Annotated in this window: 19 protein-coding genes; 4 read left to right on the forward strand and 15 right to left on the reverse strand. The window is 63.4% G+C overall.

Translation table 11 applies throughout. The annotated features are described in order from the left end of the window. Positions 1-705: an NUDIX hydrolase gene (locus tag ABID59_RS11065; protein WP_354034148.1), complete on the reverse strand. Its 705-nt coding sequence runs from the start codon at positions 703-705 to the stop codon at positions 1-3. Between the two features lie 29 nt (positions 706-734). Next, entirely contained in the window at positions 735-1760 is a 1026-nt protein-coding gene (locus tag ABID59_RS11070) for an ABC transporter substrate-binding protein (protein ID WP_187435195.1), read from the reverse strand. A gap of 138 nt (positions 1761-1898) precedes the next feature. On the opposite strand from ABID59_RS11070, the gene ABID59_RS11075 reads away from it, so the two are divergent. Beyond that, positions 1899-2348: a cupin domain-containing protein gene (locus ABID59_RS11075; RefSeq protein ID WP_354083410.1), complete on the forward strand. Its 450-nt coding sequence runs from the start codon at positions 1899-1901 to the stop codon at positions 2346-2348. Positions 2349-2393: 45 nt separating this feature from the next. On the opposite strand, the gene ABID59_RS11080 is transcribed toward ABID59_RS11075, so the two are convergent. After that, positions 2394-3179, reverse strand: a complete 786-nt coding sequence (locus tag ABID59_RS11080) for an ABC transporter permease (protein WP_148754193.1) — start codon at positions 3177-3179, stop codon at positions 2394-2396. Then, positions 3179-3997, reverse strand: coding sequence for an ABC transporter ATP-binding protein (locus tag ABID59_RS11085; protein ID WP_354034153.1), 819 nt, complete (start codon positions 3995-3997; stop codon positions 3179-3181). Before ABID59_RS11085 ends, ABID59_RS11080 begins: the two co-directional genes overlap by 1 nt. Positions 3998-4131: 134 nt before the next feature. Between ABID59_RS11085 and ABID59_RS11090 the strand changes: the two genes are divergently transcribed. Continuing rightward, complete coding sequence (locus ABID59_RS11090; protein ID WP_354083411.1) at positions 4132-4914, forward strand: ATP-binding cassette domain-containing protein; 783 nt, start codon at positions 4132-4134, stop codon at positions 4912-4914. Continuing rightward, positions 4911-6470: a glycine betaine ABC transporter substrate-binding protein gene (locus ABID59_RS11095; protein ID WP_148754190.1), complete on the forward strand. Its 1560-nt coding sequence runs from the start codon at positions 4911-4913 to the stop codon at positions 6468-6470. The genes ABID59_RS11090 and ABID59_RS11095 overlap by 4 nt, the downstream gene beginning before the upstream one ends. 99 nt (positions 6471-6569) lie before the next feature. Here ABID59_RS11095 and ABID59_RS11100 read toward each other — a convergent pair whose 3' ends face one another. Both ABID59_RS11100 and ABID59_RS11105 read right to left on the reverse strand, forming a co-directional pair. Beyond that, positions 6570-8282 (reverse strand): sulfatase-like hydrolase/transferase, encoded by a 1713-nt coding sequence (locus tag ABID59_RS11100; RefSeq protein WP_354083412.1) that lies wholly within the window; start codon positions 8280-8282, stop codon positions 6570-6572. Between the two features lie 189 nt (positions 8283-8471). After that, on the reverse strand, positions 8472-9140 hold the full coding sequence (locus tag ABID59_RS11105) for a TetR/AcrR family transcriptional regulator (RefSeq protein ID WP_354083413.1): 669 nt from the start codon (positions 9138-9140) through the stop codon (positions 8472-8474). Between the two features lie 105 nt (positions 9141-9245). On the opposite strand from ABID59_RS11105, the gene ABID59_RS11110 reads away from it, so the two are divergent. Next, positions 9246-9866: a hypothetical protein gene (locus ABID59_RS11110; RefSeq protein ID WP_187435193.1), complete on the forward strand. Its 621-nt coding sequence runs from the start codon at positions 9246-9248 to the stop codon at positions 9864-9866. Between the two features lie 9 nt (positions 9867-9875). Here ABID59_RS11110 and ABID59_RS11115 read toward each other — a convergent pair whose 3' ends face one another. From ABID59_RS11115 to ABID59_RS11155, 9 genes are all read right to left on the reverse strand, one after another. Then, complete coding sequence (locus ABID59_RS11115) at positions 9876-10727, reverse strand: SDR family oxidoreductase (protein WP_148754186.1); 852 nt, start codon at positions 10725-10727, stop codon at positions 9876-9878. A gap of 404 nt (positions 10728-11131) precedes the next feature. Further along, positions 11132-12232, reverse strand: a complete 1101-nt coding sequence (locus ABID59_RS11120; protein WP_354083414.1) for a DUF2336 domain-containing protein — start codon at positions 12230-12232, stop codon at positions 11132-11134. Positions 12233-12283: 51 nt separating this feature from the next. Beyond that, complete coding sequence (locus tag ABID59_RS11125; protein WP_354034163.1) at positions 12284-15670, reverse strand: bifunctional diguanylate cyclase/phosphodiesterase; 3387 nt, start codon at positions 15668-15670, stop codon at positions 12284-12286. 362 nt (positions 15671-16032) lie between these two features. Next, complete coding sequence (gene ilvC / locus ABID59_RS11130) at positions 16033-17052, reverse strand: ketol-acid reductoisomerase (RefSeq protein WP_008131520.1); 1020 nt, start codon at positions 17050-17052, stop codon at positions 16033-16035. Between the two features lie 132 nt (positions 17053-17184). Next, a complete protein-coding gene (locus ABID59_RS11135; RefSeq protein ID WP_187435192.1) occupies positions 17185-17787 on the reverse strand; it encodes a LysE family translocator in 603 nt (200 codons plus the stop codon). Positions 17788-17794: 7 nt separating this feature from the next. Next, entirely contained in the window at positions 17795-18670 is an 876-nt protein-coding gene (locus tag ABID59_RS11140) for an EamA family transporter (protein ID WP_354083415.1), read from the reverse strand. A 45-nt stretch (positions 18671-18715) separates the two neighbouring features. Beyond that, complete coding sequence (locus tag ABID59_RS11145) at positions 18716-19411, reverse strand: class I SAM-dependent methyltransferase (RefSeq protein ID WP_354083416.1); 696 nt, start codon at positions 19409-19411, stop codon at positions 18716-18718. A gap of 3 nt (positions 19412-19414) precedes the next feature. Continuing rightward, positions 19415-19957 (reverse strand): acetolactate synthase small subunit, encoded by a 543-nt coding sequence (gene ilvN / locus ABID59_RS11150; protein ID WP_148754180.1) that lies wholly within the window; start codon positions 19955-19957, stop codon positions 19415-19417. A gap of 224 nt (positions 19958-20181) precedes the next feature. After that, positions 20182-21957, reverse strand: coding sequence for an acetolactate synthase 3 large subunit (locus tag ABID59_RS11155; protein WP_354083417.1), 1776 nt, complete (start codon positions 21955-21957; stop codon positions 20182-20184). Positions 21958-22177 lie beyond the last annotated feature (220 nt).

Here is a 22177-nt window from a genome sequence, read left to right on the forward strand (position 1 = left end):
TCAGCGCGAGGCGAACTGCTGCGCGATGAAGGCCGTGACAAATCGCGGCATGGTCGGCGTGAGATCATCCATCCCGCGCACGAGATGGATGGCCGAAAGCTCCGGTTCGTCCTGGCGAGCCAGATTGGCTTCGATCCGCGCGCGAGCAGCTTCACCCGGCATATCCAGGTTGAGGATCTGTATCATTGCAAGTGCGCTGCCGGTGACGACACAATGCCAGTCCGCCTCTGCCGAATAATCGGCGGGAAGCAGGCCGGTCTCCTCCTCGAGCTCGCGGACGACGCTGCCGGGAATGTCAAGCGTGCCGTCCCTGACATCATCGAGATCGGGTGTGCCTGACGCGAAATAGATGCGTCCCGCATTGGCGGTGTGATGTGCCATCTCGCCCATCACGAAGGCGCCGTCGGAGGTGCGTAGAGCGGCCATGCCGAACCCATTGAACACGGCCGGATCAGGAAAGCCCCAGTCGCGCCAAGCCAGGAAGCTGGCGAAATCCGTCTCGAAATAGGTCGCGGCGAGATGACCGCCGGTGAAGACGGCATCGCGCCCGAGCAGCACTCGGCCGTTCCAGATTTTCGGCCGCGCACGTTGCTGCTCGGCGAAATGCGCCTCGATCTCGGCGCGCCGGTCCCCGGCGAACGGCCAGACGACGGGGCGCACGGCAAGTTCAAGCGTCGAGACGCGATGAATGGTGAGTGACGTCATGACGCCTGATTACCAAGCCTTCGCGTCAGTTATTTGGCGCTCCCCGTGGTCTTCTTAGCCTGGTCGACGAACTTGTTGGTAAAAGTCTTGCTGACGTCGATTTTGGCGTTGGCCACCTCGGGCGAACCGACGCTGAACACCGCCAGCACGGCGTCGGCGCCCTTGGGATCCATCTTGCCGGTCTCGGAGAACATCGGGATCGTGTTCTTCAGCGCGGCGAGATAAAGGTCCTTGTTCTTGCCGACCATCTCGTCCGGCATCTTGGCCATGATCTCTTCGGGCGAATGCGAATGGATCCAGGCGATCGTGGCCAGCATTGCGTTGGTCAGCGCCTGCGTCTCCTTCTCATGTCCATTGATCCAGGCCAGTGTCGAGTACAGCGCGCCGCCCGGATATTCCCCGCCGAACGTCTCTAGCGTGTCCTTTTGGGTGCGGGTGTCGCTGAGAATGCGCAAATCCTTGTGGGTGCCCTGGAGCACGGTGACGGAGGGATCTAGCATCACCGCGGCATCGATCTGACCCTGCTCCATTGCAGCGACGGCCGTGGCGCCGAGGCCGACGCCGATCACGGCGGTGCCGGCCGGATCGAGCCCATTCTTCTTCAGAAGATATTTCAGGAAGAAGTCGGTGGAGGAGCCGGGCGCGCTGACACCGACCCTCTTGCCGGCCAGATCCTTGACCGATTTGATGTCCCCGCTATGCGACGGTGCGACGACCAGCACAAGCCCGGGATAGCGGTCATAGACCACGAAAGCCTGCAGCTCCTGCTTCTTGGCCGCCAGGTTGACGCAATGGTCGAAATAACCGGAAACCACGTCGGCACTGCCGCCGAGCACGGCCTTGAGCGCGTCCGAGCCCCCCTTGAGATCGACCAGCTCGACATTGAGGCCGGCCTTCTCGTACTCGCCGAGCTGCTTGGCCAGCACCGTCGGCAAATAGCACAGGCAGGCGCCGCCACCTATCGCGATGGTCACCTTGCTTTGCGCTGCGGCAAGACCGGTGGTGAGCGTCAGCGCGAGCAGCGCGCCAGCGAGCCTGGCAATCGTGTTCTTCATTGGTTTCCTCCGTTCGGCTGGCGGCACCATAGAGCAGCGCAACTGGCTTGAGAAGCACCGCTTAAGTGGCACTGGCCATTGGCCTTTCGGCGCAATAGCATGCGCCCACAACAATAATCTCTGAGGGGAGGATCATCCATGAATCGCCTTGCTGCCGGGCTGTCGATCACCGCTGCCTTTGTCGCCGGATGCGGCGCGACCTACTTGCTCGGGCCGGCGCTCGCCGCCGAAAACATCACCGCGCAGATCATCCATACCGGCGACATGGAAGGCGACGCACTCGGCCCCGCCAACCAAGTCGGATACCGTTCGAAGACGTTCATGACCGCTGATGGCTCGACCGTGTCGATCCAAGTCGGCAATGTGCCGAAACACCTGCATCCCAACACCTACGAGATTCAGTACATCCTGGACGGCACCGGGACGATCTGGCTCGGCGACAAGGAAGTGACGGTGAAGCCGGGCGATCTCGTCATCATCCCGAAGGGCACGCCGCATGGCGGCACCAAGCCGATCAGCGGCCAGGTCAAGGCGATCGCGATCAAGACGCCGCCGCAGGCGCCCGACGACGTCAAGCTGCTGGATTGAGCATTTGCTATCGGGGTTCGCGCAGATGCGCGGGCCCTTTTGCCGCTAGCCGCGGCCGTCCACGGTCGGCCGCCAGACCAATAGCCGCCGCTCGACCAGCGTGACACCAAAATCGATCAGGATGACGAAGGCCGACAGCACAAACATGCCGGCGAACACGCCGGCGACGTCGAACACGCCTTCGGCCTGCTGGATCAGATAGCCGAGGCCTGCCGCCGATCCCAGATATTCGCCGACGACGGCGCCGACCACGGCGAAGCCGACCGAGGTGTGCAGCGAGGAGAACATCCACGACAGCGCCGACGGCCAATAGACGTGCCGCATTAGCTGCCCCTCGCTCATGCCGAGCATGCGGCCGTTGTCGAGCACGGTGCGGCTGACTTCCTTGACGCCCTGGTAGACGTTGAAGAACACGATGAAGAACACCAGCGTCACGCCGAGCGCGACCTTGGACCAGATGCCAAGCCCCAGCCACAGCGCGAAGATCGGCGCCAGCACCACACGCGGCAACGCATTGACCATCTTCACATAGGGGTCGAACACCGCGGCCACCAGCGGCTGGCGCGCGAACCAGAAGCCGATGAGGACGCCGCCGAGCGATCCGATCACGAAGGCGAGGATCGATTCCACCAGCGTGATCCAGAGATGCTTCCAGATCACGCCGGAGACGAACCATTTGACGATCTGCTCGAACACGTCGACCGGGTTGGAGAAGAAGAACGGCGGCAGCAGGATCTTGCCGAACACCGGCACGGTCGACAGCAACTGCCACAGCACGATGCAGACGATCGCGACCAGGACTTGCAAGGCAAGCAGCGTGACGCGCGACATCAGACGGCCTCCGCCGCGTGGGTGGATTGCGCGTAGCCCTTCATCACCTCGTCCTTGAGCACACTCCAGATCTCTCGATGCAGCGCGTGGAAGTCCTTGTCCATCCGCACCTCGAAGATGTCACGCGGGCGGGCGAGCTGCACGCGCCAGTCGCCGATGATGCGCGAGGACGGTCCCGCCGACATGATCACGACGCGATCCGCAAGCGCGATCGCCTCTTCGAGATCGTGGGTTACGAACAGCACGGCCTTGCGGTCGGCATTCCAGAGGTCGAGCAGCAGATTGCCCATCACCTGGCGCGTCTGCGCATCGAGCGGCCCGAACGGCTCGTCCATCAGCAGGATCTTCGGGTCGCGGATCAGGACCTGCGCCAACGCCACACGCTTGCGCTGGCCGCCGGAGAGCATGTGCGGATAGCGGTTGGCAAACGCGCCGAGACCTACGGAGGTGAGCCATTTTTGCGCCTGCGGCAGCGCCTCGCTGCGTGGTGTGCCCTTGATCTCGAGCCCGATCGCGACATTGTCGAGCGCCGTCTTCCAGGGGAACAGCGCATCGGCCTGGAAAAGATAACCGGCATCCCGGTTCAGCCCGGCGAGCGGCCGATCAAAGATCTTGACGCTGCCGGCGGCCGGTTTGAGCAGCCCGGCGGCGACATTGAGCAGCGTGGATTTTCCGCAGCCGGTCGGGCCGACAATGGCGACGAACTCGCCCTGCGCGACTGCGAGATGGGCCTTCTCCACCGCCGTATAGACCCGCCCGTCCCCCAGCCGGAACGCGACCTTGGCATCTTCCAGCGCCACTGCCGTGGGCGTAGTCATGTGTTTCCTCCGAACTTGGCTTGATGCCTTAGCCGCTCGCGCGACCAAGTTCAATCAAGGCGCCAAGCGTGCTACGCATGGGCCTCGTCATCCCCTCCCTCCACGGGCGGGTCAGCGAAGTGAGCCCCCGCCCGATGCCGTCCAGACCGATGATTGGCTATTCCCGCGTCACCAAGAGCTTCGGCCCCCTCAGGGCCGTCGACGACGTGTCGCTCGACATCGCCGAGGGTGAATTTCTGGCCATCGTCGGCGGCTCGGGCTCGGGCAAGACGACGCTGGTGCGGCTTGCCAACCGGCTGATCGAGGCCGATGACGGCATCATCACGGTCGAGGGCGAGGACGTCCAAAACATCGATCCGGTCGCGCTGCGGCGCCGGATCGGCTACGTCTTCCAGAGCGGCGGGCTGTTTCCGCATCTAAATGTCGCCGACAATATCGGGATCACGCCAAAGCTGCTGGGCGAGCCGGCAGCGGCGATCGCGACGCGCGTCGACGAGTTGCTGGAGCTCGTCCAGCTCGACCGTGCCACCCATCGTGACAGGCTGCCGGAGGCACTCTCGGGCGGGCAGCGCCAGCGCGTCGGCGTGGCACGGGCGCTGGCAGCAAAGCCTCGCATCTTGCTGATGGACGAGCCATTCGGCGCGCTCGATCCCCTCACCCGTGATGCGCTCGGCGAGGATTTTCGCGAGCTGCACCGCAAGCTCGGCCTGACAACCGTGATGATTACGCACGACATGACGGAGGCGATTTTGCTTGCCGACCGCATCGCGGTCATGCGCGGCGGCAAGCTGCTCGCGCAGGGCACGCCGTCTGAGCTCTCGACGAGCAGCGATGCCTATGTGCTGGAGCTGCTAAGCACGCCGCGGCGCCAGGTCGAGCGGCTGAACGCGCTCTTGCCACAGGGCGGTGCGGCATGAGCTTCTTCAATGATCCGCGCTGGGGCGAGGCGCTGTCGCATTTGCCCGATTATCTCGGCAATCATGTGCGGGTGAGCCTCGCCGCGCTCGCGCTCGGCCTGATAGTCAGCCTGCCGCTCGCAATCCTCACACGCAACCGCCCGGCGCCGCGCGCCATCCTGCTCGCGCTCGCCAGCATCGTGCAGACCGTGCCGGGGCTGGCGCTGCTCGCGCTGTTCTACCCGCTGCTGCTGCTCGCGGCGTCCGTGACGCTGAAATGGTTCGGCGTCTCCTTCTCCGCATTCGGATTCCTGCCGGCGATGCTGGCGCTGGCGCTCTATTCGATGCTGCCGGTGCTGCGCAACGGCATCACCGGGCTCAACGGCATCGACCCCGCTCTGATCGAAGCCGCCAAGGGCGTCGGCATGACGGCGCGGCAGTCGCTCGTCATGGTCGAGCTGCCGCTGGCACTGCCAGTGATGATGGCCGGCATCCGCACCGCCGCCGTGTGGGTGATCGGCACCGCGACGCTGTCGACGCCGATCGGTCAAACCAGCCTCGGCAATTACATTTTCGCGGGGTTGCAGACCCAGAACTGGGTATTCGTGCTGTTCGGCTGCCTGGCCTCGGCCCTGCTCGCGCTCGCCGTCGATCAGCTGCTTGGCCTCGTCGAGAGCGGCCTGCGCAATCGCAGCCGCCTGGGTGCCGGACTCGGTGCGATCGGGATCGCGGCGCTGGTTGCGGCGACGCTGGTGCCGACGATGGGACGTTCGTCGTCCGGCTATGTGGTCGGTGCAAAGACCTTCGCCGAGCAATATGTGCTCTCGGCCCTGCTGAGGGACCGCCTCCAGGCAGCCGGTTTCTCCGCCGCGGCACGGTCCGGTCTCGGCTCGAGCGTGATCTTCGGGGCGCTGAAGGCCGGCGATATCGATCTCTATGTCGACTATTCCGGCACGCTCTGGGCCAACCAGCTGCACCGCACCGACATCAAGCCGCGCGCGGAGCTGGTGACAGATTTGAAGACGGCTCTAGCAAAGGACAACATCACGCTGCTCGGCGAGCTCGGTTTCGAGAATGCTTATGCGCTGGTGATGCCGAAGACGCGCGCCGACGCGCTCGGCATCCACACCATCGCCGATCTCGCCGCGCACGCTTCAACGATGTCGATTGCCGGCGATTACGAATTCTTCTCGCGGCCGGAATGGGCGGCGCTGCGACAGGCCTATGGCCTTCAGTTCAGCGCGCAGCGCCAGATGCAGCCGGACTTCATGTATGCGGCGGTCGCGAGCGGCGAGGTCGACGTGATCGCCGGCTACACCAGCGACGGGCTGATCGCGAAATACGATCTGGTGACGCTCGACGATCCCAAGCACGCGATCCCGCCTTACGATGCCATCCTGCTGCTTGCGCCGAAGCGCGCCGGCGACGAGCGGCTCAAAGCGGCGCTGAGCCCGCTGCTCGGCAAGATCGACATCGCCACCATGCGCGAAGCAAACCTGCGCGCCAGCGGCAATGACGCGAATTCATCGCCGGATGTGGTGGCGAGGTGGCTGTGGGAGAAGGTCGGCAGGCAGTAGGCCTGTGCCGCGCACGCTCGTACCCAAGCCGTCATCCTGAGAGCTTGTGAAGCTTTCAGGGTGACGGGGAAAGAGCAGCGCTCGGACGGGCAAACAGCCTTAAAGCCCGTGTATCATCCCCGCATTGATCAGCAGCCGGTTGAGCCGCCGCGCCTCGGCGCCGTCCTTGCAGCCGTAGAAGATGCCGTTGCAGCGGAGCATGATTTCCTTCTGCTCGGCGAAGGACGGATCGAGCGGAATGCCGGCCGCCTCCTGGATCACCAGCGGCAGATAGGGACCGTCGACCGTGTCCATCACCGTATCGCTCTTCACCGGCTCGAAATTGACGGCGTCGATCGCGTAATAGGTCGCATAGAGGCGCGGATCATAAGCGTCGAGCTTCTTGCCGATCGCGCCTTCGTCGAGCCCGGGCTCGAGCAGATTGGGCGCGAACTCGGGCTGGTGATCGCCGTAGCGCACGATCAGGAAAGGCTCGCCCGGAAAATTCTTCTTCAAGCCCGCAATGAAGGACTTGTATTGCTCGGCGCTCATCGCCTGCCGGCGCAGATATTCGTCGATCGACGGCGCGTTGCCCGGCGCGCGCCAGTTCGGCACCAGATCGGGGCGGAAGCGCGTCTCCCAGGGGAAATGATTGGCGCCGAGATAGATGAAGCTGAACAACGGCTTGTTCGGCGTCCGCTCGCCCATCAGCCGCAGCGCCTTGTCGTAGAAGAAGCTGTCGGGCTCGACGTCCTTCGCGCCGAGATCCCTGGAGTCGAGGAAGCGCTCGACGCCGGTCGTCACCTGGAAGCTGCGCGCACCCATGAAGCCGCCATAGGCGGGATAGAGCGACATGGTGTCGTAGCCGCACCGGCGCAGCGCCAGCGGCAGGCCGCGCTCGACGCGGCCCGACGCAATACGCGTCACGAAATAGGCGAAGCGGCCGAACGAGCGCGAGGAAAGACCCGCAAGCACATTGTATTCGGTGAACCAGCTAGGCCCGCCATTGCTCTCGGCCAGAAATGTGCGCTCCTTACCGTCCCAGGACTTGAAGTGACTGCCGTAACCCGGCGGCACCTTGATGCCCTGTGCGGCGCGGATGTCAAAACTCGATTCATCATGGATCATGATGATGTTCGGCCGGCGGCCGGCCGGATGGCAGGCGTCGACCAGCGGCATGTTGAGCCGCTCATTGGTCGAGGCGTCCGACTCCATGAAGCCGTACTGCACGAAATCGGAGACGGCGGTGACGCCGGAGCGGAAGAACTTTGAGAGATAGCCGTCGTCGTAATAGCCGCGCCAAGCTTCATCAGGATGATAGACGGAATATCCGACCACCCCCGCGAGACAGGCGAGCATCGCGGCGAGCGCCGGCAGGCGGCGGATGCGGAACGGATCGAGCCACCACAGCGCATACATCAGCGGCAGCGTGACGAAGCCGGCGCCGATCACCGACCAGCGCAAGTTCGGGAAGATCGTGAACAGGAACGCGACCGTGTCGCGGTCGATCATCATCAGGTCGATGAAGTTGACCGTCATCTGCACGACGTCGTGCTTGAGCCGCGATAGCAGCACCAGTACCACGACCATGGTCAGCGACAATGCGCCCGACAGCGCCGGCCGGCGCAACAACGTGATCCAGAAGAAGTTGAGGATGCCCCAGGCGAGCAAGAAGGACAGGCGCGAGCCGAAATCGGTCTCGGTCTCGTACATGAGAGCGAGGGCGGCAAGATGCGGTGCGGCAACCGCGAGCAGCCGCCAGATGCCGAGCGCGGCGACGCTCGCCAGAACGGCGGTGGTGGCGGAAGGACCTGAATTGGGCGCGGACGCCATCAACAACACGCAACTTCTGGTCCGGCGGGTGATGCCAGGCCGTCTGGCGGGCCTGCGGCGTTCGGCGCAGCCGGAAGCCTGCACCGTGTCATAAAACTGTAATTGAACGGTCACGGACAAGCAACGCGACCAGCGAACCGACCTTCGCTTAATGTTAGCGGGTGGGCGAAAGGCGGCACGCCGAGCACGCTAGGGCTTGGCGATCCCCACGATGAACAGATCGATCACCGCCTCCGCCATCCGCTCGATCTCGTCCTCCGCCACGCCCCAGCGCGGAAAATGGCCGTCGAGGTTCATCCGGGCAAAACCGTAAATCAGGGCGCGGCCGGCGATCAGGACGCGTTTGAGATCCGCCGATTGCAGCAGGCCCTGCTCGGCCGCGTCAGCCAGCATCTGCTCGGTCAGCGCGACCAGCTCGGCATTGTCGCGCGTCAGCTCGGCCGAGCCGCCATGGGCGAAATAGCGGCCGGTGGAGATGATCTCGAAATGCGCGGGGTTACGTATCGCCCAGCGTACATAAGCGATGCCGAAAGCGCGGAAGCGGGCCAGCGGGTCGGCCGATGGCACTTCCCTCAGCGCGGCCTCGATCTCGACGCGGAAGCGCCGCTGCGCCTCCCCGGCCACCGCCGCCATCAGCGCATCGCGGTTGGGGAAGTGCCGGAACGGTGCCCCCGGCGACACCGCAGCCCGCCGCGCAGCCTCGCGCACGGACACCTCGGCGCCCTCGGCCGCCAGTTGCAGCGCAGCGTCGATCAGCACGCGGCGGAGGTCGCCGTGATGATAGGGCCGGGCTTCCGATGTCTGGCGAAGGGTGCGGGACTTGGATGTCTGACGCTTGGAGGTCTGACGGGCGGGCATGGCGTCTTCTAGCATCACCCGAACGTGAATGTAAGCAGAGATTACATTATTGACGATCACGCCGCCCGAAATGTAATCGATGATTACATGATAGAGGAGACCACCATGTCGCAACGGCAAAGCTGGTTCGAAGGCTGGCGGCTGCTCGCCGTCCTCACGCTGAGCCTGATTGCCTTAAGCCTCTGGATCGCCTCGATGCGGCACTTCGAGGTCGAGGGCATGCGCATGGTCATCCGCTTCACGGCGCGCAGCTCGCTGCTGCTGTTCTGCCTGGCCTTCGGTGCCGCTGCGCTGGCGCGGCTGTGGCCGAACGCCTGGACGCGCTGGCAGCGCCGCAACCGCCGTTATCTGGGCCTGAGCTTTGCGGCCTCCCACGCCATCCATGCTCTCGCGATCGTCGTTTTCGCGAAGATGGACCCGGCCGGCTTTGCGGAGGCGACCTCACCAACCTCCTACATCTTCGGCGGCATCGGCTACGCCGTCATCATCGCCATGAGCGCGACCTCATTCGACCGCACCGCCGAGCTGCTCGGACCGCGCGCCTGGCGCGCGCTGCACCTCGTAGGCGGCTACTATCTCTGGTTCCAGTTCATGGTGTCGTTCTGCAAGCGCGTGCCGGCGATGCCGCTCTATGTCGCGTTCCTCATTCCGCTGCTGGCCATGATGGCGTTGCGGCTGATCGCGATGGCCGCCCATCCGCGCGGACGGACGGCCGTGGCAGGTTGAGCGGCCGCTTCAGCCTTGCGGCAGCAGCCCGAGCCGCTTGGCGATGATGCGGTCGACCGTTCGCTTGGGCAGTGCGGCCGTCATGAAGTGCCGCATCCGGTCGGGCGTGATCTGGTAGCGAACCTTGGGCCTCGCAGCCGTGAGGGCCTCGAAGACGACCTCGGCGATACGTTCGGCCGGCAGCCCGGTCTCGCCGAGCTTCATCATGAACGCCATGACCTTGTTGAGCGCCGGGAGATAGGGCGAGTTCTGGTAGACCGACATATCGAACTGCTCGGCCTTGCTCCAGATTGGCGTCTTCACTGCGCCGGGCGCGACGATGATGACGTCGATGCCGAACAGCATCAGCTCGCGGCGCAGGCTCTCCGACAGGCCCTCGATGGCGTGCTTGGAGGTGCAGTAGGGCGCCGACAGCGGATTGCCATTCTTGCCTGCGACCGAGCTGATCATGACGATCCGCCCTTTCGGCCCGTTCAGCGACGGATCTGCGCCGAGCAGCGGCCCGAACGCCTGCGTCGCAATCACAGGGCCGATGACGTTGACGTCCATCTGGCGGCGGAAATCATCCGCCGACAATTCGAGCACGGGACCGGCGACGGCAACGCCGGCATTGTTGACGAGGCCCGCCAGCGTCTCGCCGCCCAGCACCTCGCGCACCTGGCGCGCGGCCGCCAGCACGGCGGCCTCGTCGGTGACGTCGAACAGCAGCGGCGTGAAGTTTTGGCCGAACTCACCCGTGAGCCGGTCGGCGTCGGCCTGCTTGCGGACGCTGCCGAAAACGCGATAGCCGCGCGCAATCAAATATTGCGCGATGGCCCAGCCGATGCCGGTGGACGCGCCGGTGACGACGACAGATCGCATGGTCTTCCCCCCAATAGTTCCCATGGTCATGTAGGAGGAAGGCGTCGGTGCGCAATGCCGTCCACCTCCAAGCAGGTGCGGCGGATGTCGGTACTTAAGGTGGAGCGGCGCGAGAACATCGCGACACATGATCGATTGCATCCTGACAATACGGATGAAGTGCCGAATCCTTGACTCTGAAGACGCAGCACTTTTGGCGATTGAAGGTTTCTGAAAAAGCTCTGAAAAAGACGCGAGACCAAGAATGTGCTTTAAGCGTCAGTTCTTGGTCTTGCGCCGAGGCTTCAAGCATCGAAGAGTTTGAATGAAGCTACAAAGCTTGAGAGGGAATGCATGTGTCGGGGCATCCATCTCATCTCGGTTCGAATATACCGGATAAGCACTTAATTTTTGGTTTGCCTCCGCTAATGGACAGCACCCTGGCCGGCCCGCTCGCGGAGCCGATAGAACTGGAGCGCAGCCTTCGCGGTATTCGGCTTCAACCGGAAGAAGCTCGCAAAGCACTGCTCCAATCGTGCTTTCGCCTCGGGGGCCGAGCCGCGCTGAAACGTCAAGATCGCCTTCGTCGTGTCCCAGGATAGTCCGATGGCCTTCGCGAGAATGAGAATTTGCTCGGGCTCGGAGCGGACCAGCGCACGCTCGATCGCTCCGATCGGCAGATCGCTCATGAGCGACAGGGCAATTGCGGTCTTGTCGAAGTTTCGCTCGCCGATGAAGCCGAGCACCCTGGCCTCGTCGAGTACTCCCCCAGAGTGCAGGGACCTCACCTCGGCCATCGCCCGGGCATGCTCGCTCGAGCCCACCCGTGCCGTCATCTGAAGCTCGTCGGAGGCCTCCGCGACGGCGCTGCGGATCAGGACTGCCCGGCGGGGATCGGCAGCTTCCAGCTTGCACCGCACCATCTCGGATGCATGGACGAACAATTTCAGCAGGGTCTCGCGCGGAATATCCGGGCGAGACCAGATGCACATGGCGAGCGCGCCATTGTCCCGCGCCCGCTTGACGAGCATGGACATCCCCTGGGGCGAGAATCTGGCTCCGCCGTTGCCGGCAGTCCGTACGGCAACATCATTGTTGCCGCGTTGGACGAGGACATCGGTGACGGGTTCCGTCAACTGGCTGCGCCCGGCGATGGCCAGCAGGTGATCCTGGCTCCTGGTCCGCGCGTTCTCCGCCAACGTCACCTCGTCGAGCCGTGGCGAATGCTCGAGCACCGGCGCGGCCACCTCGGGCGCATCGTCAAACGCCAGCAAGCGGATCGTCCGGGGCGGAGCGTCAGGCAATCTGGAAAGCCGGCTCCCGAAGGTCGCCCGGGCGGCGCATTCGATATTCTGGAGCAGCGTGCTCATCACCTCGTCGAACAGATCAATCTGTCCCTCGGTGAACTTGCCCGAGCCGAACACGAAGAGGTCTGCGACTTGTCGCAGGAGCTCGGCGCGCTTCGACAGCTCCGGGCTCGCCAGCGCCGTCTCGAGTTGATCGATCACGCCGTTCGCCAAATTCATCTCTCGTGTCCCGGAGATCGAGTTGCCCGTGTTCCGACGAAGATCATGACATCACGCGACGTTTTGCGCCGGCAACGGCGAATCGAAACTGACTTCCGAGTTCGGCACGGGTCGCCCGAACAGATATCCCTGGACGAGGTCCACTCCCGCCGCCTGCAGGGCCTCGAACTGCGCACGACTCTCGACCCCTTTGGCCACCGTGGCGACATCGAGACCGCGCGCCAATGCGACGGCAGAGGCGACGACCGCCGCGCAGTCCCGTCGCGTTGCGCAGCCCTGCACGATCGCCCGGTCGATCTTGAACTTGTCGAATGGGAAGCTCTGGAGGTAGCTCCCGGCGGAATATCCCACACCGCAATTGTCGAGGACGACGCCGACGCCCAGGTTCTTTAGTTGCCGGACCGTGAGCAGATGAGCCGCAAGATTCCCGTCCAGCAGCGCAGCGTCGGGAATTTCGAGCTCGAGGCGCTCCGGCGACAATCCCGACTCGACCAGCGCGCACAGGACGACGTCCAGTAGGTTACCTTTGTGGAACTGGGCAGCGCTCATGTTGACGGCGACCCGGATATGGGCCGGCCAGGCGGCCGCATCCAGGCAGGCCTGTCGCAGAATCCATTCACCGAGCGGCAGCATCAGTCCGGCCTGCTCGGCGACATCGAGGAACTGCGAAGGCGCCAGCACGCCCTTCGACGGGTGATGCCAGCGCACAAAACATTCCAGGCCGGTCATCGCGCACGTTCCGGCATCAATGATCGGCTGGTAGTGCAGCTCCAACTCGTTGCGAGCCATCGCCTCGCGCAGTTCGCCTTCGATCGACTTCTGTGTGTCGGCAGCTTCCGTCATCTCGGGTTGGAAGATGCGGAAATCATTCCGCCCTGCGGATTTCGTCGCATAAAGCGCCAAGTCCGCCCTCTGTAGCAAGCTCTCGGCATCGGCGCCGTGCTCCGGCGCGAAGGCGATACCGATACTGGTGCCGACGCTGACGCGATGACCGTCCAGATCGAAGGGTTGCTCGATTAGACCGATGATCCTCAGAGCCAATGCGATCGCGCCTTCGCTTTGAACTTTTTCGTTCTCCTGGATGATCGCGAATTCGTCGCCGCCGAGGCGCGCCAGGACGTCGGTATCCCGCAGCGATGAACTCAGCCGCCGCGCCACCTCAATCAGCAACTGGTCGCCCGCAGCGTGACCGAGCGTATCGTTGACCGCCTTGAATCTGTCCAGATCCAGCATCAGCACGGTGAACTTTGCGCCATGACGCTGCGACCGCTTTGCAGCATCGTCGAGTTTTTCGGAGAACACGGCGCGGTTCGCAAGACCCGTGAGCAGATCGTGCTGCGCCAGATATGCGATGCGCTTCTCGTCTCTCGCTCGCTCGGTGATATCCTCGTGGGTCGTGAGCCAGCCACCGTCCGCCATCATGTGACGCGCAATCGCGACCACCCTGCCGTCGGCGAGTTCCCGGATCTCGCTGAGCTGCTTCACGTTCTGATTGAGGTAGACGTCCGGCGCGACGTCGACGAAATGCGTGCCTTGCTCGCGACGATACTCGAGAATTTGCGCCAGCATGGTTCCTGGTTTTATCCGATCACCGTCAATGTGGTAGATTTCGCTATAGCGTGCGTTCGACACCACGATCCTCTGGTCCGCATCGAACATGCAAAGCCCTTGGGACATGTTGTTGAGGGCGGCGTCGAAGCGCATGTTGATCGCTTCGAGCTCCGCGGCCTTCTGGGCCAGCATTTGCTCGCCGCGCCTTTGCTCGGTGACGTCTTCGTGCGTCGCGACCCAGCCGCCATCCGGCAGCGGCTTGCGCTGGATCAGAACCTGGCGCTGGTCTTTCAGTTCATAGGCCTGCTGCCGCAGGGTCGGCATCTTCTGAAGATGTTGATTGACTGTCAGGTCGCCGGCGGATTCGCCGCGATCCGCGTAGTGCTGCAATATCCGTTCCAGCGGCGTGCCGGGCATGACGAGTTCGTCTGGCAGATCGTACATCTGCTGATAGCGGCTGTTCGATATCACGAGATTCTTGTCTGCATCAAACAGGCAGAGCCCCTGGGACATGTTGCTGATAGCGACATCGAACCGCGTGTTGATGAGCTTCAGCTCGGCGGCATTTTCCGCTAGCAGCATCTCGTCGCGCCGCTTCTCGGTGATGTCCTCATGGGTGGCGACCCAGCCGCCATCGGCCATGGGGGTACGCAGGATCGAGATGATCCGGCCGTCGGCGAGCGTGACAATCCGCGGGGTCCGGCGCCTTGCGCCATCGAGGAACTCGTCAATGTCGAGATCGCCTCCCGCCGTCTTGTAGACGCCGACGATGCTGCCCAGCGGCGTACCGCGCCTGACCTGCGCCTCGGTGAGGTCGTAGATATCACGATAACGGCTGTTGGCGATCAGCAGCTTCGCGTCGGCATCAAACATGCTGAGCCCATGCGGCATGTTGCTCAACGCAGCGTCGAACCGAGCACTCGCGGCCGCAAGTGCATTCGTTTGCCGCCGCAGCAGAAATGTACCGATCAGAATAATGGTGACGATCGCGGCAGCCAGCGGACCGAAGGTGTAGAGATGCCGGTACAGCGGCTGCAACACGTAACTGCGCGAGTAAGTCACCACCAGAACCAGCGGCAGGCCGGAAACGGCCTTGTACGCTGCAATGCGCGCGACGCCATCGATGGGGCTCGTGAGCTCGTATGAGCCTACCTCGGAGACCGGCAGATATTGGGTAAACAGCGGGCCGCCGGCGACCGACTTGCCGAGGACATCTTTCTGTTCCGGTACGCGCGCGAGGACCCGTCCGTTGCGGTGGAGCAGCACCACCGAGCCATTCGGGCCGAGATCGATCTTCCGGTAGATCTTCAGGAGAAAAGATTGATCCAGCGGCGCAGTGACGATGCCCGCAAAGCTTCCATCCGGGTTGTTCAATCGGCGTGACGCCGCACTGAACCATTTGTCGCCGCCTGCCGAGCGATAGGGTGGTGCAACGAACAATCCGGTGCCAGCGCCATCGCGTTGCGCGATGAAGTGCGCCATGTCCGAGATGTTGTTGCGCGGCAGCGTGTGGTCGTAGGAATGCGCAACGACCGCGCCGGACGCATCGGTCCAGCCGACCGCGACGAGAATCGACGAGCTCTTGACCAGTTGACGCAGCGCGACATTGGCCGCTTCGCCATCGGCGTATTTTCCGGACAAAGCGTCCCTGCGGATTGCCCGCGCCTCAAGCAGCACACGATCGATGTCTTCGAACGTCACCGCGGCATGCTCGGCCAGAATAGCCGAGAGATTGAGGGCGTCGGTTTTCGCAGATGCGACTGCTTCTCGGTAGCGGATGCCCAGATCAACGAGAAAAAGGGCGACGACAACGAGCGAAAACAGCAAGCCCAGGATCGTGACGGACGATCCCGGCGATCCGGTCGGCCTTCGCCAAGGGTTCGGCATTGTCCATCTGCGGTACGAGCAAAAGTTCACCCTCGCTCAGTCGCACTAAGATTTGGTTGATCTGCCTATCGCAATTGGACTCCGTAGTCGCACGGAAATCACGTCAGTAACGGTGTCCCAATACTCGGGAGCTTGCTGGAAAACATCCATTCTGCTGCAAAACCGAAGCCGGTTTCGGCAGGAGCTTCGCGCAGCGCGGGGCAGCGGCGCGCACGACAACGAGATCACGCTGGCACGAGGCGGACGTCGCATCGCCGCGTTACTTCCGGGGAGGCGTCCATGCAAACCCCGGAGGCTAGTGAACATCGATCGAGGTCCGGGGGGCGCGACTTCGTCACGTCCCCCGAATGACGGCGTTGCCGTCAGTTCTTGCTCTTGTCGACCAGCGCGCCCTTCTTGATCCAGGGCATCATGTCGCGCAGCTTGGCGCCGACTTCCTCGATCGGGTGCTGGGCGAGCTTGGCGCGGGTCGCCTTGAACGAGGTCTGGTTGACCTTGTTCTCGAGCATCCAGTCGCGGGCGAACTTGCCGCCCTGGATGTCGGCGAGAACGCGCTTCATCTCGGCCTTGGTCTCGGCGGTGACGATGCGCGGACCGGTGACATACTCGCCGTACTCCGCGGTGTTGGAGATCGAGTAGTTCATGTTGGCGATGCCGCCTTCATAGATCAGGTCGACGATCAGCTTCACTTCGTGCAGGCACTCGAAATAGGCCATCTCGGGGGCGTAGCCAGCTTCGACCAGGGTCTCGTAGCCGCCCTTGATCAGCTCGACCAGGCCGCCGCAGAGCACGACCTGCTCGCCGAACAGATCGGTCTCGCACTCTTCCTTGAAGGTGGTCTCGATGATGCCCGCGCGGCCGCCGCCGACAGCGGAGGCGTAGGACAGGCCGAGGTCATGGGCGTTGCCCGAGACATCCTTGGCGATCGCGATCAGGCAGGGCACGCCGCCGCCACGCTGATACTCCGAGCGCACGGTGTGGCCGGGGCCCTTCGGCGCAATCATCAGCACGTCGAGGTCGGCGCGCGGATCGAGCAGGTTGAAGTGGACGTTGAGGCCGTGCGCGAACACGAGCGCTGCGCCCTTCTTCATGTTGTCGTGCAGGTGTTCGCGATAGATGTCGCCCTGGAGCTCGTCCGGGGTCAGCATCATGACGAGGTCGGCCCATTTGGCGGCATCGGCGACTTCCATCACCTTGAAGCCGGCGGCTTCAGCCTTCTTGACCGAGCCCGAGTCCTTGCGCAGCGCGATCGCGACGTCCTTGACGCCGGAGTCCTTGAGGTTGAGCGCATGGGCGTGGCCCTGGCTGCCATAGCCGACGATGGCGACCTTCTTGCCCTTGATCAGGTTCAGGTCGGCGTCGCGATCGTAATAAACACGCATAGTCGTTTCCTCGTTCAGGGCCAGAATCGGCCGATAGTCAGTGTCCGAATGGTGAAATTTGCGGATTTCGGGGGCTGTCTAGAGCATTTTCAGCCCCTAGGGAAACCCGTTTCTGCATGGAAATCCGCGACATCATGCATCCATGAAAACGGGGTAGAGGGAGGCGAGCAGCAGGATCGCCATCAGGATATTGAAGGCACGGACCAGCCGGTCCGAAGTCAGCACCGGCCGTAGTGCAGTGCCGAAGAAGGCCCAGACCACGGTCGAGACCGTGCCCACGAGCAGGCTGATCAAGGTCTGGATTGCGATGTTGATGGGAAACTGGGCTATCGCCGCATAGGCGGTGATGGTCCCGATCACGATGACCCAGCCCTTGGCATTGATCCATTGGAACATGGCCGCGCCCCAGAAGGTCATCGGGCCGCGACCATCCCCCTCGCCCGGCTTCGCCGGACCGGAGAAGGCGATCACGGCGGCGAGGTAAATCAAATAGGCCGCGCCGGCATATTTCAAAATGGTCTGGAGGATCGGATAAGCCAGGAACACCGTGCCGAGCCCGAGGCCGACGGCGCCGACCATGAAGGCGAAGCCGATGACGATGCCGGCGATGTGGGGGATGGTACGCCGGAAGCCGTACGTCAAGCCCGAGGCCAGCAGCATGATGTTGTTTGGCCCCGGGGTGAAGTACATCACCACCATGAAGGCGAGGAAGGCATAGAACAGCGAATTGGCCATGTTCACCTCACGCGATCTTCGCAAGCGGCTGCGGCCGCTTGACCAGCACCATCACCGCAATGCCGCCGATCACGGTCAGCATGCCGGCGAGGCGTAGCGGCCCGAACCGCTCGCCGAACACGATGCTGGATGCAGCCGAACCGACGAACGGCACCAGCAGCGCGAACGGCACCACTTGCGCAGCCGGATAGTCACGCAGCAGCCGGCCCCACAGCCAATAGGCGATGCTGGTGGAGATCGCGCCGATCACCAGCAGGCAGATGAGGCCGGTCAGCGACATATGGACCAGCGACTGGAAGGTCGGCACCGGTCCGTTCACGACGAGCGCGAGTGCGAACAGCGGCACCGCGGCGGTGAGGCACAGCCATGCGAACAGATCGAACATCGGCGCACCGCGAGCACCGCGCAGCAGGAGATTGCCGACAGCAAAGCAGATCGGGGCGATCATCAGCACCGCGAAGGCGCCGACGCTGAAATCATAACCGACGGTGCCGCAGATCATCAGCAGCCCGATCGCCGCAATGACAATTCCGAGCGTCTGCACCGGCGTCGGGCGCTCGCCGAAGACCAACGCCGCGAAGCCGATCGTGAACAGCGCCTGGCTCTGCACCACGACGCTAGTCAGCCCCACCGGCACCCCGTGGGCGATGCCGTAGGCTTGGCTCAGGAACTGCCCGAGAAACAGCGTAAGACTGATCGCGATCAGAAGCGACCAGGCGACCTTCGGCCTGGGAATAAACAGGCACGGCACCGCGGCAATGGAAAAGCGCATCGCCGTCATCAGCTCCGGCGAAAACTCGTCGAGCGCGATCCGGCTCGCCACAAAGGCAAGCCCCCAGATGATCGCCACCATGAGGGCGATGAGGATGTCGGCCGGCTTCATTGTTGTTTCCGGTTCTGCCCTGTCGTGCAGCCCTGCTTGTTGTTTCTAGCCTTGCTCGCCGGCTTTCGGTTTGCGTAGGAGATAAGTGCCGTGCATCGGGGCGTGGTAGTCGGCCAAGACCAGCGTGAAGCCGACATCGGTCAGCATCCGCTCCATCACCCAGCCGAAGGTGGAATATTCGTCGCGCATATGCGTCACCACGCTCTCATACGAGAAATCGTGGTTCTTGATATGGAAATCGGCCCATTGCTCGACATCGCGCTCGACGGCGTCAGGCATCGACGCGTAAACGATGTCGCGCAAGTAAAAGGTCGCGCCGGGCTTGAGCGCACGAAAGATCCGCGACATCGCCACCGCTTTCCAGAAATCCGGCAGGTGATGCAGCGTGAATTCGCTGACGATCAAATCATAAGAGTCCGGCCGGTAGGCGAAGGAAAGCAGGCCGGCCGACTGGGTGCGCACGGGCGCCTTGCGATCACGCGCGTAGATCTCGGCGAGCGCCAGCATCGCCGGCGAGATGTCGATGGCGTCGACCTCGGCCCCCATCAGCGCGGCTTCGGTCGCCAACACGCCGTTGCCGCAACCGATGTCGGCGATGCGCCAGCCGCGCTGGACCCCGAGCATCTTCAGCGCGGCGCGCGCCCGGATATCGGCGTCATCGTGACTGTCGTAGATCGACGCGACCGCGGGCCCGATGCCCATCCGGTTGCGTTCGTTGTAGTACCAGTCGCGCGCCAGCATGGGTCACATCCCCTCAGGCCCGCGGCCGATCGCGGCAACGCCGGTGCGCGACACCTCGACAAGGCCGAGCGGGCGCATCAGGTCGATGAACTGGTTGATTTTGTCCGTATTGCCGGTGATCTCGAACACGAAGCTCTCGGTGGTGGCGTCGATCACGCGGGCGCGGAACGCATCCGCCAGCCGCAGCGCCTCGACGCGGTGCTCGCCCTGCCCGCGCACCTTCACCATCGCCAGCTCACGTTCGATCGAGCGCTTGGTCTGGGTCATGTCGACGACCTGGTAGACCGGAATCATGCGATCGAGCTGGTGCTTGATCTGCTGGATCACCATCGGCGTGCCTGTGGTGACGATGGTGATGCGCGAGAGGTGCGTCTGGCTCTCGGTCTCCGAGACCGTGAGGCTCTCGATGTTGTAGCCGCGCCCCGAGAACAGGCCGATCACGCGGGCGAGCACGCCGGGCTCGTTCTGCACGAGCACCGCAAGCGTGTGCGTCTCGTTGGGATCGTGGCGCTCCTCGATGAAATAAGCGGATGCGGGCTGGTTCATTGTCGTCCCTTTCAAAACTTCTTCGTCATGCCCGCGAAGGCGGGCATCCAGTAATCACCGGCGCCTGAGATTCCTACGGCTGCCGCGGCGTACTGGATCGTCCGGTCAAGCCGGACGATGACAGCGGAATTTTTCGCAGTTGCTCGCGTCATCGTGCGACTCCCCGCAAGCGGGGAGAGGCGAAGAAGGCGCGCTCGTCTCTCCTGAACCATCGTTCCGCTAACTCACACCAGCGCCTTGCCGCCGGCGAACGCCTTGGCCGTGGCTTCGTCGTTGGCCTGCTCCGGCAGCAGCATCTCGTTGTGCGCCTTGCCTGAGGGGATCATCGGGAAGCAGTTTTCGAGCGCCGCGACGCGGCAGTCGAACAGCACCGGGCGCTTGACCGAGATCATCTCCTTGATGGCGCCTTCGAGATCGCCAGGCTTGGTGACCTGGAGACCGACGCCGCCATAGGCTTCCGCGAGCTTGACGAAATCCGGCAGCGCCTCCGAGTAGGAATGCGACAAGCGGTTGCCGTGGAGCAGCTGCTGCCACTGCCTCACCATGCCCATGTACTGGTTGTTCAGGATGAAGATCTTGATCGGCAGCTCGTACTGAACCGCCGTCGACATCTCCTGCATCGTCATCTGCACCGAGGCGTCGCCCGCGATATCGATGACGAGGCTGTCGGGATGGGCGACCTGCACGCCGATCGCGGCCGGCAGGCCGTAGCCCATGGTGCCGAGACCACCCGATGTCATCCAGCGGTGCGGCTCCTCGAAGCCGTAGAACTGCGCCGCCCACATCTGATGCTGACCGACTTCGGTCGTGATGTAGGTGTCCTTGCCGCGCGTCAGCTCGAACAGGCTTTGGATCGCGTGCTGCGGCAGGATGATGTCGTTGCTCTTCTTGTAATAGAGCGAGTTGCGGGCGCGCCACTGCGCGATCTGCTGCCACCAGGTCTTGATGTCGGGCTTCTTCGCCTCGGCGTTGAACACCTGCAGGATGTCGCCGAGGATGTTGGCGCAATCGCCGATGATCGGCACGTCGACGCGGATGTTCTTGTTGATCGAGGACGGATCGATGTCGATGTGGATCTTCTTCGAGTTCGGCGAGAACGCATCGACACGGCCGGTGATGCGGTCGTCGAAGCGCGCGCCGACGCACAGCATGACGTCGCAATCATGCATGCTCATGTTGGCTTCGTAGGTGCCGTGCATGCCGAGCATGCCGAGCCAGTTCTTGCCCGACGCCGGATACGCACCGAGGCCCATCAGCGTCGAGGTGATCGGGAAGCCCGTGACCTCGACCAGCTCGCGCAGCAGCTTCGTTGCCTCGATACCGGAATTGATGACGCCGCCGCCGCTATAGATCACGGGACGCTTGGCGCCCGCGAGCAGTGACACGGCCTTGCGGATCTGCGTCGCATCGCCCTTCACGCGCGGCGCATAGGAGCGGTGCACGTCGGACTTGCGCGGCGGATGATAGGTGCCGGTCGCGAACTGCACGTCCTTGGGAACGTCGACGAGCACCGGGCCCGGACGGCCCGTGGTCGCAACGTAGAACGCCTCGTGCAGCACTTTTGCGAGATCGTTGACGTCGCGCACCAGCCAATTGTGCTTGGTGCAAGGGCGCGTAATGCCGACGGTGTCGCATTCCTGGAATGCGTCGTTGCCGATCAGATGTGTCGGCACTTGGCCGGAGATGCAGACCAGCGGGATCGAATCCATCAGCGCGTCGGTCAGCGGCGTCACCATGTTGGTGGCGCCGGGACCGGAGGTCACCAGCGCAACGCCGGGCTTGCCGGTCGAGCGTGCGTAGCCCTCGGCGGCATGGCCCGCGCCCTGCTCATGGCGGACCAGGATGTGCTGGACCTCGCTCTGCTGGAAGATCTCGTCGTAGATCGGAAGCACTGCGCCGCCGGGATAGCCGAAAATGTCGGTCACGCCGTGATCGATGAGCGCGCGGACGATCATCGCTGCGCCGGTCATCTGGTTCGGATCGTGGCTCTTGTCGCTCATTGGCTTGCTCCGGATGCGCTGTTGTCAGCGGCTTCGTTCGTGTCTGGTTCGGGAAATAAAAAAGGCCCCGAAGAGGGACCCTGCACACCGCCTGTCATGTGGATGGCAGCTAGCCACCCCCGGCGGTGTGCCTGGGTACGACGACGATAAGGAGGTTGGTAATAATATTACGCATGGCAGGCGCTCAGCTTCCCAAAGGTTGCGCGAAACATAACGACCA

The sequence above is a fragment of the Bradyrhizobium sp. S3.3.6 genome (assembly GCF_040546905.1).
Taxonomy (GTDB): domain Bacteria; phylum Pseudomonadota; class Alphaproteobacteria; order Rhizobiales; family Xanthobacteraceae; genus Bradyrhizobium; species Bradyrhizobium cytisi.